Origin of the sequence: Clostridium sp. FP2 (assembly GCF_011065955.2) — a bacterium.
In the GTDB taxonomy this organism is placed as follows: Bacteria; Bacillota; Clostridia; order Clostridiales; family Clostridiaceae; genus Clostridium_AD; species Clostridium_AD tagluense.
On sequence record NZ_JAAMNI020000001.1, the window covers coordinates 356,831 to 370,237 of the forward strand.

Consider the following 13,407-nt stretch of genomic DNA (forward strand, 5'->3'; position numbering starts at 1 on the left):
TAGGACCCCTCTAAGGGAATAATACCTTAGAGGGAATTAAAATTTATAGTGGTTTATTACATTATTTTAATTCATTCATCATTTGTGTAGCTTCATTTTTTAATTGTTGAACTTCATTATCTGGAGCATCTTTTGTAGGATACCATCCTTTTTGTTTCATAGCATCAAATATCTTATATTGAATAGTTTGATTGTTTTTAAAATTATCCACTAGAGTACTTCTTAAATTTTCACAAGAAGATTCAGTTATCCCTGTACTGTAAGCAGAAATAACTTGTTTTTCTGTAGCAAGTAAGTCTTGCATTAAATCTTTTTCACTCATACTTGTATTCATATAATATCCCTCCATTTATATATATTATTGATGAGAATCAAGGTAAGTTTTTAATGTGTTGAAGTTTTGTTTGTGTGTTTGGCTAGCTTCAGTGCAAAGGTTCTTTAAATTTTGATCGGTGCACTGTGAACCATATTCATTAAACTTCTTGTTTAGCAATGCTTCGTATCCTAATTGATCTTTAATGACTTTTAGGTTGTTGCTTTCTAATTGTTTGTTAGTAGTATTCATCATATTTATTACCTCCAGTTTTTTATTAAATCCACTACAAGAATATTATCCGCCTTTTATATTAAAATATAAGTGGTAAATTAATGTAATAATATATAATTAAATCGTTATCTAAAGGTGTTTTATCCATTATAAAACAAAAAGAATAAAAAGTTTATTATAAATTTTTACAGTAAATTGTTAAAATTTAAGAAAACTTTAAGGTCACATTAATCAATTCTTAATAATAGTAGTGTACAATAAATGTATAAACAAGGTTGAATTAGATGGGAGTGACAATTATGCCTACTATAAATATGCTTTCTTCAGCAGATAAAGTCAAAGGCCAAGGTGTAGGATCAGCTTACCTAGAACAAGTAAATTTAGTGCAAAATGGATTAGATAAAGAATATAAAGTTGTAATAAATAAGAAAGTAAGAACTGAAATAATGCATTATCATACTATTGATTTTAAGCATTATTTGAGCATACCTTTTGCTAAAAAGAAAGGTGTAACAGTGGGCTACGTGCATTTTTTGCCTGAGACTATTGAAGGAAGTATAAAATTACCCAAGTTAATTGAAAAAATATTTTATAAATATATTATAAGTTTTTATAACAGGATGGACTATTTAGTTACAGTAAACCCCAATTTTATAACTAAGCTTGAGGCTTACAATATTGACCGAAAAAAAATAACATATATACCTAATTTTGTTTCGGAAGAAAAATTCTATAATCTTTCAACTGAAGATATCTATATAGCAAAAGAAAAATTAAAAATTGAGAAGGATGCTTTTGTTGTGCTTGGAGTAGGTCAAATACAAACTCGCAAAGGGGTAATTGATTTTATTGATATTGCAAGAAAAATGCCAGAAGTACAATTCATTTGGGCAGGTGGTTTTTCTTTTGGTAATATTACAGATGGGTATAAGGAATTAAAAGATCAAATAGAGCATGCACCCAAAAATATTTTATTTACAGGGATAGTTGAGAGAGATTTGATGAATGATATATATAATGTATCAAATGTTCTTTTTATGCCGTCTTATAATGAGCTTTTCCCTATGTCAATACTCGAATCAATGAATACTTATACTCCAATACTATTAAGAGATTTGGAGTTATATGAGGATATATTATTTGATTATTACTTAAAAGAACATGATAACGAAGGCTTTATTAAGGCTATAGGGAAACTTAAAAATGATTCAAGTTATTATAAAGAGGCTAAAGAAAAAGCCATAAGAGGGCATAAGTTTTATTCAAGAGAGAATGTGCTGGCTATGTGGAAAGAATTTTATAAGAAGGTATATCGAATAAAAGGACGGTAAATTAATGAAGAATTATAAATTTAATTTTATTTTGGGAATAGCTTCAGGAGTTATATTTATTTTACTTATTGTTTTCACAAATGGGTGGATGGATTTAATTCATCAAATGAAAAATTTGCGAATTGAATGGATAATTGTAGCGGCTATTGCCATGGTGTTATATTGGATTTTTGAAGCTAAAACATTGCAAAGTATTGTACGTTTAATGAAAAAAGACTATAAATTTAAAAAAGCATTTCAAGTTACTATGGTAGGACAATATTTTAATTCAATTACCCCCTTTGCATCTGGTGGACAGCCAATGCAGCTATATTCACTTACAAAACAAGAATTAGGGGCTGGTAGCGCTGGATCAGCGCTGATGATCAAATTTATTATCTATCAATCAGTATTAACTGTATATTCTTTAGTCCTTATATTTTGGAAGTCTAGCTTCTTCAAAACTAAAATGAGCAATTTATTTTATTTAATAGCCATAGGATTTACAGTTAATGCTAGCGTAATTATATTTTTAATTATATTTTCAAAATATCGCAAATTAACACATAAATTAATAACAACCTTTTCTAAGATATTAGAAAAACTTAGATTGGTAAAAGATATATCAAAGTTAGAAATGCAAATTAACGACAATTTAGATCAATTTCATGATAATATGGAGATAGTAAAACATAGTAAAGCAATGATGGCTAAGGCTGTTATTTATACAATATTACAACTAACAATAATTTTTATTATACCTTATTTTATTTATCTTAGCTTTGGTATGAGAGGTGCTAGCGTAGAAAGTATGATAGCTGGAACTGCGTTTGTAATGATGCTGACAGCGTTTATACCCTTACCTGGAGCTGTGGGTGGAGCAGAGGGTGCTTTCTTTATGTTTTTTAGTTTGTTTTTTGCAGCTAATAACATAATGGCTGCTATATTATTATGGAGATTAATTACATTTTACTCCTGTATAATTTTTGGATTTTATGCATTTATGAAGAATTAAGTACAATTAATCAAAGCATATTAAAAGAAAATTTTTACAAGGAAATTATAGGATTTAAAGGGGGCCGATTATGAATATCGGAATTTTTACTGATGCTTATTATCCACAAGTAAGTGGAGTGGTTACTTCTACTTTTATATTGAAAAATGAGTTAATTAGACTAGGACATAGTGTAACCATTATTACAGTTGCACATCCAGATGTAGAAGAGGAAGAAGGTATAATGAGATTGCCTAGCTTACCATTTTTTCTTTTACCAACTCAAAGAGTTGGAATGATATATTCACGTAAAATTATGAGTAAAATTAAAAAATTGGATTTAGATATAATACATACACAAACAGAATTTAGTATAGGTATATTTGGAAGAATAGTTGCTAAAAAATTGGATATACCTGTAGTGCACACTTATCATACTATGTATGAGGATTATATGCATTATGTATCCAGTGGTATAATGCTTAAGCCCGTTTCGGAGTTTGCAAAAAAGGCAAGTAAACTATACTGCAGGGATTGTAGTGCTATAATAGTGCCCACATTAAAGGTGAAAGATGCATTAGAGAATTACGGGTTATTAAGGCATATAGATATAATACCCACGGGAGTTGAAATTGAACCTTTCAAAAGAAGTAATTACAATCAAGAGCTTATAGAAGATGAAAAAAAATGTTTTGGAATAAAGAAAACTGAGCCAGTTGTATTATTTATTGGGCGACTCGCAAAAGAGAAAAGCGTAGATATCATTATAAATAGTATGAAAGAGCTGGTGGTGAAAATACCAAATTGTAAACTGCTGGTTGTAGGTGATGGACCAGAGCGTGAGAATTTAGAAGCTTTAGTTAGGTCACTTAATATTGAAAAATCCGTAGTATTTACTGGTGAAAAACCTTGGGCAGAAATTGGTAGATATTATCAAATGGGAGATGTGTTTGTAGGTGCTTCACTAACTGAAACCCAGGGATTAACCTTTACAGAAGCTATGGCGGCACAAATTCCTGTGGTAGCTAAGTATGATAAAAATTTAGATGATTTAATTCAAGATAGAATCAACGGAAGAATTTTTTATAAAGATGAAGATTTAGCTGGAATATTATTCGAAGTTTTAACGGATAAAGAAGAATGTGACACAATAGTGGAAAATGCGTATAATGGAATAGAGCCGTTATCCTCTAAATGCTTTGGTGAAAATGTGGAGAAAGTTTACATGGAAGTTGAAAAACAAAATTGTATGTTACAAAATCAAAAGGTAACATAATCAATTCATAAATAATAGAGCTGCTTTATGCACGAGGTTAATTAGTGGTATGGCAGCTTAATAATTTTATAAATAAATGTTTCTAAAATACTATTTTTGTAATATAATAGATTTAAAGATGGTTTTGATTAAATATTTAAAAAATCGTTTTAATATGCGGGGATGTAGCTCAGTTTGGGAGAGTACTTGGATGGCATTCAAGGGGTCGTGGGTTCGAGCCCCATCATCTCCACCAAAAAAAATCTACGTATGGTGCTTGGCAAGATTATGATATCCTAATAAATAAAAAATATTTGATGATATAAGTTTATAAAACTATATTATCAGATATTTTTTTATATTTATTATATAATATTTGTTTTTTTGGTACAATGAGATAAATACAAAAGAAATGGAGAGAATGAAAATGAAAATACTTTATTATGATTGTTTTTCAGGTATTAGCGGAGATATGAATTTAGGAGCATTGATAGACTTAGGTGTAGATGAGAAATATTTAATAGAGGAATTAGATAAGCTAAGGCTAGATGGATATGAAATAAAAGTATCAAGAGGTATTAGAAAAGGCATAGAGGGTACTAAGGTAGATGTAATGCTACAAGAGCATAATCATCAGCATTCTCATGATGGAAATGAAGATGGACACTCTCATGGACATATGAATCATAATCATCATGACCATCGAAATCTTAAAGATATTGAGAAAATTATAGATTGCAGTGAATTAAGTTCTAATGTCAAAGAGTTAAGCAAGAAAATGTTTATGAAGGTTGCAGAGGCTGAAGCAAAGGTTCATGGAAAACCATTATATGAAGTTCATTTCCATGAGGTGGGCGCAATAGATTCTATTGTAGACATAGTAGGAGCAGCTATCTGCATAAGTTATTTAAATGTTGATAAAATAATGAGTTCTTCCATAGAGCTTGGTGGTGGTTTTGTTAAATGTGCTCATGGAATTATACCAGTACCAGCACCTGCTACTGTAGAAATTTTAAAGGGAATACCAGTAAAACTTGGAGCTGTACCCTTTGAAACTACCACACCTACTGGTGCTGCAATTCTTGCAGTTAATGTTTGTGAATTTAAAGATAATAATAATTTTATTGTAAATAAAATCGGCTATGGCATAGGTAACAGGGATACTGAAATTCCTAATGTACTAAGAGTAATGCTCGTAGAAGAGAATAATTTATCGGATACTTATAAGGTAGAAAATGAAGATAAGGTATTTGAAGAAATTGTGGAATGCAATATAGATGATATGAATCCAGAGTTATATGAGTACATTATTGATAAGCTTTTTAATGAGGGTGCTTTGGATGTATATTTCATTCCAATTATAATGAAAAAGGGCAGACCAGGTGTGAAAATAAGCGTTTTATGCCAGGTAGCTAAATTAGAAAAGATGAAAGAAGTCTTATTTAGAGAAACTACTACCTTTGGGGTAAGAAGTTTTAAGGTAGATAAAACTATGCTACAAAGAGAATTTGTTAAAGTTAACACTAGTTATGGTGAAATAACTCTTAAAGAAGCTTACTACAAAGGTGAAAAGCTAAAAAGCAAGTTAGAATATGAGGAGTGTAAAAAAATAGCTGAAGATAGGGGAATATCCTTAAGAGAAGTATATGAAAATTTAACAAATGATAAAGTGTAATGTCCATTTTAAAATAAACTCTTTTTTCTTAGAGGATGCTAACAAAAGCATTCCAGCAATATATACTTTTCGTTAGAGCATCCTTTAAGAAAAAAGTTCTTATTCTACACATAATATTGGAGGCAAAGTATGTTAAAACAAAAATACGATAATTTGATAAGTTACTTAAAAAATCTTGGAAGTGTTGCCGTTGCATTTTCAGGAGGGGTGGATAGTACTCTATTACTGAAAGTTTGCAGTGATGTACTTAAGGAGAATGTGTTAGCAATTATGGTAATAGCTCCTTATACGCCTAAATGGGAAGTTGAAGAAGCTAAAGTTTTGCTAAAACAGTTTGGAGTTAAATATAAATTTATTGAAGTGGAAATGATAGATGAAATAAAATTTAGCCCAAGAGATAGATGCTATATTTGTAAAAATGCTATTTTTACTAAAATAAAAGAAGAAGCCAGTGCCCAGGGAATATATAATATCTTAGATGGAACTAATTTTGATGATACTAAAGATTATAGGCCAGGACTCAAGGCGTTAAAGGAATTAAATATAATAAGTCCTCTTTTGGCAAATGAATTTACGAAAGCTGATATAAGAACCTTATCTAAAGAACTTAACCTGCAAACTTGGAATAAGCCTGCTTATGCATGCCTTTTGTCAAGAATACCTTATGGGCAAGAAGTAATTTTCGCAGAACTCGAAAGAATAGAAGCTGCTGAGGTATATTTAATGGGACTAGGCTTTAGTGGGGTTAGAGTTAGAAGCCATGTGGATTTAGCAAGAATTGAATTGCCAAAGAAGTATTTTGACAAGATTCTAAATGAAAAAATCTTAGAGGAAATCTCAATGAAACTTAAGGAACTTGGATTTAAATATGTAACATTAGACCTAGAAGGATACAAAATGGGAAGCTTAAATTAAAAAGGTGGGGAATATATGAATTCAGAACAAACCAAGGAATTTTTGAGGTCCATAAAAAGTGGTGATTTATCTATTGAAGATGGTGTAGACAAATTAAAAGATTTGTCCTATTCAGATTTAGGATTTGCAAAAATAGATAATCATAGAGAGCTTAGAGTTGGCTACCCAGAGGTTATATATTGTGAAGGGAAAACTGTAGAGCAAATAAAGGGCATAGTTAGTGTAATGCTTACTAAGGATATAAATATTCTTGGCACAAGGGCATCGCAGTTAATGTATGAAGGAGTAAAAGAAATATGTGATGGTGCAGAGTACAACCAGCTTGCAAGAACAATTGTAATTAGAAAGAAGGAAGTAGAAATTCCAAGTTCTTATATTGCATTAGTAACAGGAGGAACCTCTGATATACCAGTAGCGGAAGAAGCAGCTATTACAGCTGAAATTTTTGGAAATAAAGTTGAAAGAATTTATGATGTAGGGGTAGCTGGTATTCATAGGCTTTTTGAAAATCTAGATGTTATAAGAGGTGCTAGGGTAGTTATTACTGTAGCAGGTATGGAAGGTGCTTTAACTAGTGTAGTAGGAGGCCTTGTGGATAAACCAGTTATAGCTGTTCCAACCAGTGTAGGCTATGGAGCCAGTTTTAGTGGCCTTGCTGCACTATTATCCATGTTAAATAGTTGTTCTAGTGGAGTTAGTGTTGTTAATATTGATAACGGCTTTGGAGCCGGATATTTGGCTAGTATTATTAATAAATTATAAGATGAATGTCCGGCATTTTACATGCACAGCATTCATAAATTGTTCAAAAAAGTAGCTGATTAGCTACTTTTTTTATTGTGATGGAGAGTTGGAATTATAAACACTCTCATAAGCCTTAAGAGTATTAATTGCCGTATGTTCCCAAGAAAATTCACTTGCTCTTTTTATTGCTTTATAACTCAATTCTTCTCTTAATTTATCGTTACTTAGCAAGTTGCCCATAGCTGAAGATATTTCTGAGATACTATAGGGATTTATTAAAATTCCACCATCGCCAACTACCTCTGGAATGGAGGTAAGGTTAGATGCTATTACAGGAGTGCCACAATTCATTGCCTCCAGTGGAGGGAGTCCAAAGCCTTCGTAAAAAGAAGGATATACAAAGGCATCACAAGAATTATAGAAAATGGGCAAATGTTCTTCTGGTACAAAACCAGTAAAAACAACATGAGAGTCTATTTTTAATTCATTTGTAAGCTTTAGAAGCCTTTGGCTGGAGTCTTTATAGCCACCTACAATAACTAAATTATAATTTTTGTTTAAGTCTTTATATACTTTAGAAAAAGCAGACAAGACAGAAGCTACATTCTTTCTTTCGCTAAACCCACCTAAATAAAGTATGAAAGGATCTGCTAAATTATAAGCATCCTTTAGAAAAGTCCTACAGAGGACTTTATCTAAAGGGGTATATTTTTTATCTGCAGCTAGTGGAGTTACAAAAATCTTGTTTTCATCTATAGGAAAAAATTTAAGAATATCCCGCTTTGAAAATTCTGACACAGTTATTATTCCATCAGAACCCCCTATGATTAAAGGCATCTCTTTTAGAAATTTTAGCAAATAGCCTTTTCCAACAGTTTCTGGCATAAGGTATGGAATTAAATCATGTATAGTGATTATTTTTTTACAATATATTTCCTCAGAAAAACCTATTCCATTTTGTGGCATATGGTATATGTCTATTTTTTCCTTTGATAAGTTGGCTGGAAAATAGTGATCCTCAAAAAATCTCTGATGTTTTTTAGAGGTCATTATTATTTTGCAGTTTTCTTTTTTTATACTTTCATAATTATTACCTGACCAATAAACATTGTAGTTATTTATAGAATCTATGTTAATTAAATTTTTAAGTATATTTTCTGTATAAGTTCCTATACCAGTGCCACTATAGAAATTGATACCTCTAGCATCAATTCCAATCCTCATAGTATTCACTCCTTAAAATTATTAGAAAAACCCTGTATTCATAATTAAATTATCACCTGGGGTGATATTAAACATCCTATTTAAAAGATAATATATATTAATATATTATTTCAACTTAAAAAGTGTGCTATTTGCATGAATATAATTGTGCACAAATTATTTAGTGTGTTCATATACTACAATAGAACAATATTGCGGAGGCAGGCATTTGGAAATCCAGGAATTAAAGGATTTAGTAAAAGACAATTATTCTCTTTGTATTAATGATATAGAGAAAATAAAAAATGTTTACAGAATAGAAACTGAAAATAAGATGTATTGCTTGAAAATCATTAATTATGACTTTAAGCATTTTTTATTTATTATTGGTGCAATAAAACATTTACAAGGCAATGGTTTTCAAAAAATACCTCAAATTATTGAGACTATTTCTAACAAAGAGTATATTGGCCTTGAAAAAAAATATGCTTATTTAACACCTTGGCTAAACGCAAGGGAATGCAATTATGATAATCCAGTAGAAATAAAATTATGTACCTCAAAGCTTGCGCAGTTGCATAAAAAAAGTTTGAATTTCAAAGTAACACCTGACATGAAACCAAGGATAGGGTGGCTTAAATGGATAGAAACTTTTAAAACCAGACAAAAAGAAATATTAGATTTCAAAAGAAGAATAAATGAAAAAGAGTGCATTACGGAATTTGATAAAAATTATTTAATAATAATGGAGGAAGAACTAGCACGGAGCAGTAGGGCCATCTATAATTTATGTAAAAGTGAATATATAGATAAAATGAAAGAGGAAATTAAACATAGGGGATTATGCCACCATGATTATGCTCATCATAACGTGTTAATAGAAAAAAATGGAGATGTGAACATTATCGATTTTGATTATTGTATATTAGACACTCATTTACATGATTTAAGTAGCCTGCTTATAAGGAGAATGAAAAATGGCAAATGGAGCCTGGAGAATGCACTTTTTATAATGGATGAGTATAATGCTACAAATTCAATATATAAAAGTGACATAGATGTAATGGCAGCATTTATGGAATTTCCTCAGGAATATTGGCAAACAGGAATTCAGTATTATTGGGAGAAAAAGGACTGGGGAGAAGAATTTTTCTTAAAGAAACTTGAAAAGATTAATGAAGATAGGATGGATAGGCAAATTTTTATTGAAAAATTAAGAAAAATAAATTATGGGAGGTAGTATTGTGGGGAAAAACAAAGATGATATGTACATGGAAGAAAGTGAAATCATTGATCCACAGGAATCCACTGTAGAGGAATATGATATGAGGCTTGAGAGGATGGAGGAGGAGGTTAAAAAACTTAAAAAAATAAAAAAAAGACAAAAGAAACTTAGAGAATTAGAATTTGAGCAAAAAGAAATATTAAAGAAGATGGACAAAAACTATAAAAAGAATAGATAGTATTTGGATATTGTAGAGCAATTAATAGATCTAATTAGAGGTGGTGCCAGTGGCAATAAGCATCTATAATGATTTTTCAGACTATATGCTGTTTAAAGGTATTAAAAATGTACAAACAACTGATTTTAAATATAAAAATATAGATGTAGACATAACTGAAGACTTAGTAATAAAGCAGTTTGATGCTATTTATGATTTTCATCAAAAATCTTGGGGCTTTAATGGATATCTCAGGAATAGGTTAAATAATAATACAGGAAAAATAATAGAAGAATATAAAATTTATATTAAAAAGCTGGTTTCTGATATAAATAACATTAAAAGAGATGAACCCAAAAATCCCTTTGAAGAGTTAATTATTGAATATGGAGAAGGAGCTGTAAAAAGAGGGCAGGCCTGTATAAGAGCAGTATATCAAACAGATTATATAGGGATTATATCAAGAAGTATGAAAAGAAATGAAGTATGCCTCGGCAATACAGATTTTCAAAACCTGCAAAAGGAGAATTATACTTACGTGGTTAATTTCGAACATTGTAGTTATAACATGGTGGAAATGGATTGTTTCATTTTGCTAAGTAAATTAAGAAGAAAGGGAGCGCAACTTGATTTCCAAAGACTTGCTAACGAATTCTGCTATATAGAAGGATTAGATACAAGTAGTTCCGAATTTCTAATAGCCTTAGTTTCTTATCCGCATGAATTTATGAAATGTTGCAATAAATATAGAGAAGGTAAAAATAAGGATTATGAGGATAGGTTTTCTAAAAAGCTTTTAAAAGCCTTAATTCAAGATGGAGATTCCTTATTTTAAATTAAAAAGGTCATAATAAAAAAACAAAACATTGCAGATTCGAAGGTGATAATAGCTGCAATAGGCACGAGTTGAAGAGGTGAGAATATGTTAGACGTTAGATATAAAGATAAAACTTATTTAAGTAAATATGATTTAGATGTAAATTTATTTAGTGAATTCGATTTATTGGTGAGTGATGTTATTCCAGTAAGGAAAGTATTTATACTTAATACGGATAAAGGTGATAAGGTCTTAAAAAAGGTGAGCTACAGCGTTTCTCTACTTGAATTTATTAATTATGGCATTGAGTATATCAAAAGTAATAATTTTAATAGAATTATTGAATTTGAAAAGGCCAAAAATAATAATATATATGTTCTTTGGAAAGATGATATATATTGTATCATGAATTTAGTGGAGGGGAGGGAGTGTGAGTATAGCAATCCAGTAGATGTTATGTTAACATCTAGGGCATTAGCTCAGCTTCACAGAGCGTCGGAGGGGCTTATTAATGAAGAGGCATTCAAAATGCTATTAGTAAAAAATCAAAAGCGGTATTTATCTGGCAAGATAATACAAAATTTTAATAAAAAATTAGGGGAGCTTAGGTTTTTTAAAAGTATAGCAACTCTATACGAAAATAAAAATGAATTTGATTATATATTTTTAGACAATGAAAAATATTATGAGGAGAATATATTACAAAGTATAAAAATATTGGAACATTCCGAATATTACAATTTGTGCAAGGAGAAAGATAAAATTGTATTCTGTCACCATGACTTAGCTCACCATAATATTTTGATTAATGTGCAGCAAGTATATTTCTTAGACTTTGATTATGCAGTGGTAGATTTAAAGGTACATGATATTTGTAATTTTATAAATAAAGCCATTAAAAATTTCGCTTATGATATAGAAAAATGCCATAGCATTTTAAATGAGTATACATCAGTAAATCCATTAGAACATCGGGAACTAGAGGTATTGTATGGTATGCTTAGCTTCCCAGAGGATTTTTACAGTATAGCAAGAGATTATTATACAAGGAAAAAACAGTGGAGTGAAGAGGTGTTTTTAAGCAGATTAAAAAGCAAGGTGGAGTATAGAGAAAATAGAGAAGAGTTTTTAGAGACGTTTAAAAATCATTATAATTGTTAGCTAAGAACCCCCCTATAGTGCTGAATACAGTATAGGGGGGTTCATATTAGTTGTTTTATGAAGATGCCTAACAATGTTATTTATTTAATAATATATTTCTATATGCTTTTAGAGTATCGGTGGCAGTATGTTCCCAAGTTAGAGTCGAGGCTCTTTTTAAACCTTTACTTATAAGAGATTTTTTTAAGTCATTATCAAGAAGCACATTATACATTTTTTCACTTAAGTCAACAATATCATATGGATTTACAAGCAGAGTTGAATCTTTAACTATTTCAGGAATTGAAGTAACATTTGAGGCAATTACAGGGACGCCGCATGCCATTGCTTCAATTGGTGGTAATCCAAAACCTTCATAAAAAGAAGGATATACAAAGAGCTGGCAAGCATTGTATATAAAGGGGATATGATCCATAGATATAAACCCTGGGAAAATAACGCTATTTTCAATATGCAGCTCTTCTGCTCTTTTTTTATACATATCGTAGGATTTACCTTTACTACCTGCAATGACGAGTTTCATATCTTTTTTTAATTTTGGTAGGAGTAGGCTAAAAGATTCTAGTAATCCAAGAATATTCTTTCTAGGACTAAATCCTCCAATATATAGAATATAATCTCCTGATATAGAATAATTTTTCTCAATAATAGATTTACTAAGAGTTTTATCATAGGGTTTATAAATATCTTCACTAGCTAAATAAGTAACATATATTTTTTCTTTTGGAAAGTTAAAGGCAGAAGCAATATCTTGCTTTGAATATTCAGACACGGTAATTATTCCATCGCATAGGGAGATAATATTGGGTAATTTTTCGTTGAAAATTTTTAAATATTGCTCTCCAACTGTATCTGGCATTTTATAGGGTATAACATCATGTAGTGTAATAACAAAGGGACAGTCTTTATCTGAAGGTAACCCAATACCATTTTGAGGAACGTGGTATATGTCCATGTTTTTGTCTATTAATGGGTTAGGAATATTCACCTCATTCCAGAAGTTATTTTGATTTTCTTGTTTAATGTTTCTTATGTGAAAATTTTCCCTAAAAGGTATGTCAAGCATACAATCCTTTGGTACAAAAAGCGAATAATCATTATAATTGTCTATTTTATTTAAAGAGTGAATTAGTTGGTAACAATAAGTTCCTATACCAGTTCCCCTATACCATTTTGCAGCTCTTGCATCAATTCCAATTTTCATTTTAAGACTCCTTAAATACTGATTGATATATGAATATACTTTATTATATTAAAAGAAATCATAAATGTTATTAAAACATGTAAGAATATATTCTAAAAAAAAATATTAGTAATATAAATTATAAGGGGAGGGGATGAGTA

General features: G+C 30.2%; 14 protein-coding genes and 1 tRNA gene. 11 read left to right on the plus strand and 4 right to left on the minus strand.

Annotated elements, in window-relative coordinates; genetic code table 11:
- Positions 1 to 61: 61 nt before the first annotated feature.
- Together G9F71_RS01685 and G9F71_RS01690 are read right to left on the minus strand one after the other, a co-directional pair.
- Positions 62 to 322 carry a spore coat protein gene (locus G9F71_RS01685; RefSeq protein ID WP_164945870.1) on the minus strand — a complete coding sequence of 87 codons (261 nt, stop codon included), beginning with the start codon at positions 320 to 322 and terminating at the stop codon, positions 62 to 64.
- A 36-nt stretch (positions 323 to 358) separates the two neighbouring features.
- On the minus strand, positions 359 to 565 hold the full coding sequence (locus tag G9F71_RS01690) for a hypothetical protein (RefSeq protein WP_124997358.1): 207 nt from the start codon (positions 563 to 565) through the stop codon (positions 359 to 361).
- Between the two features lie 281 nt (positions 566 to 846).
- Between G9F71_RS01690 and G9F71_RS01695 the strand changes: the two genes are divergently transcribed.
- The 7 genes from G9F71_RS01695 to larB all read left to right on the plus strand — a co-directional run bounded on the left by G9F71_RS01695 (position 847) and on the right by larB (position 7,458).
- The gene (locus G9F71_RS01695) at positions 847 to 1,878 is read left to right on the plus strand and encodes a glycosyltransferase family 4 protein (RefSeq protein ID WP_164950373.1); all 1,032 of its coding nucleotides are present in this window, start codon (positions 847 to 849) and stop codon (positions 1,876 to 1,878) included.
- A 4-nt stretch (positions 1,879 to 1,882) separates the two neighbouring features.
- Positions 1,883 to 2,872: a YbhN family protein gene (locus G9F71_RS01700; RefSeq protein ID WP_164950374.1), complete on the plus strand. Its 990-nt coding sequence runs from the start codon at positions 1,883 to 1,885 to the stop codon at positions 2,870 to 2,872.
- A 70-nt stretch (positions 2,873 to 2,942) separates the two neighbouring features.
- Positions 2,943 to 4,127, plus strand: coding sequence for a glycosyltransferase family 4 protein (locus tag G9F71_RS01705; RefSeq protein WP_164950375.1), 1,185 nt, complete (start codon positions 2,943 to 2,945; stop codon positions 4,125 to 4,127).
- A 158-nt stretch (positions 4,128 to 4,285) separates the two neighbouring features.
- Positions 4,286 to 4,362: transfer RNA gene (locus G9F71_RS01710), tRNA-Ala, on the plus strand.
- A gap of 171 nt (positions 4,363 to 4,533) precedes the next feature.
- Positions 4,534 to 5,781, plus strand: a complete 1,248-nt coding sequence (gene larC, locus G9F71_RS01715; protein WP_164950376.1) for a nickel pincer cofactor biosynthesis protein LarC — start codon at positions 4,534 to 4,536, stop codon at positions 5,779 to 5,781.
- Positions 5,782 to 5,910: 129 nt separating this feature from the next.
- The gene (larE, locus tag G9F71_RS01720; protein ID WP_164950377.1) at positions 5,911 to 6,696 is read left to right on the plus strand and encodes an ATP-dependent sacrificial sulfur transferase LarE; all 786 of its coding nucleotides are present in this window, start codon (positions 5,911 to 5,913) and stop codon (positions 6,694 to 6,696) included.
- Between the two features lie 15 nt (positions 6,697 to 6,711).
- Complete coding sequence (gene larB, locus G9F71_RS01725; RefSeq protein WP_164950378.1) at positions 6,712 to 7,458, plus strand: nickel pincer cofactor biosynthesis protein LarB; 747 nt, start codon at positions 6,712 to 6,714, stop codon at positions 7,456 to 7,458.
- A 72-nt stretch (positions 7,459 to 7,530) separates the two neighbouring features.
- Here the strand turns inward: larB and G9F71_RS01730 are convergent, their stop codons facing one another.
- On the minus strand, positions 7,531 to 8,664 hold the full coding sequence (locus tag G9F71_RS01730; RefSeq protein WP_164950379.1) for a glycosyltransferase family 4 protein: 1,134 nt from the start codon (positions 8,662 to 8,664) through the stop codon (positions 7,531 to 7,533).
- Between the two features lie 208 nt (positions 8,665 to 8,872).
- On the opposite strand from G9F71_RS01730, the gene G9F71_RS01735 reads away from it, so the two are divergent.
- From G9F71_RS01735 to G9F71_RS01750, 4 genes are all read left to right on the plus strand, one after another.
- A complete protein-coding gene (locus G9F71_RS01735) occupies positions 8,873 to 9,883 on the plus strand; it encodes a CotS family spore coat protein (protein ID WP_164950380.1) in 1,011 nt (336 codons plus the stop codon).
- 4 nt (positions 9,884 to 9,887) lie between these two features.
- Positions 9,888 to 10,106, plus strand: coding sequence for a hypothetical protein (locus G9F71_RS01740; RefSeq protein ID WP_124997035.1), 219 nt, complete (start codon positions 9,888 to 9,890; stop codon positions 10,104 to 10,106).
- Between the two features lie 49 nt (positions 10,107 to 10,155).
- The gene (locus tag G9F71_RS01745) at positions 10,156 to 10,920 is read left to right on the plus strand and encodes a spore coat protein (protein WP_164950381.1); all 765 of its coding nucleotides are present in this window, start codon (positions 10,156 to 10,158) and stop codon (positions 10,918 to 10,920) included.
- Between the two features lie 87 nt (positions 10,921 to 11,007).
- Positions 11,008 to 12,063 carry a CotS family spore coat protein gene (locus G9F71_RS01750; protein WP_164950382.1) on the plus strand — a complete coding sequence of 352 codons (1,056 nt, stop codon included), beginning with the start codon at positions 11,008 to 11,010 and terminating at the stop codon, positions 12,061 to 12,063.
- Between the two features lie 76 nt (positions 12,064 to 12,139).
- On the opposite strand, the gene G9F71_RS01755 is transcribed toward G9F71_RS01750, so the two are convergent.
- Positions 12,140 to 13,267 carry a glycosyltransferase family 4 protein gene (locus tag G9F71_RS01755; protein WP_164950383.1) on the minus strand — a complete coding sequence of 376 codons (1,128 nt, stop codon included), beginning with the start codon at positions 13,265 to 13,267 and terminating at the stop codon, positions 12,140 to 12,142.
- Between the last annotated feature and the right edge of the window lie 140 nt (positions 13,268 to 13,407).

What these genes read in the sequence shown, in the direction of transcription:
- G9F71_RS01685 (WP_164945870.1), bottom strand. Translation starts at nt 322, where the DNA reads ATGAGTGAAAAAGATTTAATGCAAGACTTACTTGCTACAGAAAAACAA.
- G9F71_RS01690 (WP_124997358.1), bottom strand. Translation starts at nt 565, where the DNA reads ATGAATACTACTAACAAACAATTAGAAAGCAACAACCTAAAAGTCATT.
- G9F71_RS01695 (WP_164950373.1), top strand. Translation starts at nt 847, where the DNA reads ATGCCTACTATAAATATGCTTTCTTCAGCAGATAAAGTCAAAGGCCAA.
- G9F71_RS01700 (WP_164950374.1), top strand. Translation starts at nt 1,883, where the DNA reads ATGAAGAATTATAAATTTAATTTTATTTTGGGAATAGCTTCAGGAGTT.
- G9F71_RS01705 (WP_164950375.1), top strand. Translation starts at nt 2,943, where the DNA reads ATGAATATCGGAATTTTTACTGATGCTTATTATCCACAAGTAAGTGGA.
- larC (WP_164950376.1), top strand. Translation starts at nt 4,534, where the DNA reads ATGAAAATACTTTATTATGATTGTTTTTCAGGTATTAGCGGAGATATG.
- larE (WP_164950377.1), top strand. Translation starts at nt 5,911, where the DNA reads ATGTTAAAACAAAAATACGATAATTTGATAAGTTACTTAAAAAATCTT.
- larB (WP_164950378.1), top strand. Translation starts at nt 6,712, where the DNA reads ATGAATTCAGAACAAACCAAGGAATTTTTGAGGTCCATAAAAAGTGGT.
- G9F71_RS01730 (WP_164950379.1), bottom strand. Translation starts at nt 8,664, where the DNA reads ATGAGGATTGGAATTGATGCTAGAGGTATCAATTTCTATAGTGGCACT.
- G9F71_RS01750 (WP_164950382.1), top strand. Translation starts at nt 11,008, where the DNA reads ATGTTAGACGTTAGATATAAAGATAAAACTTATTTAAGTAAATATGAT.
- G9F71_RS01755 (WP_164950383.1), bottom strand. Translation starts at nt 13,267, where the DNA reads ATGAAAATTGGAATTGATGCAAGAGCTGCAAAATGGTATAGGGGAACT.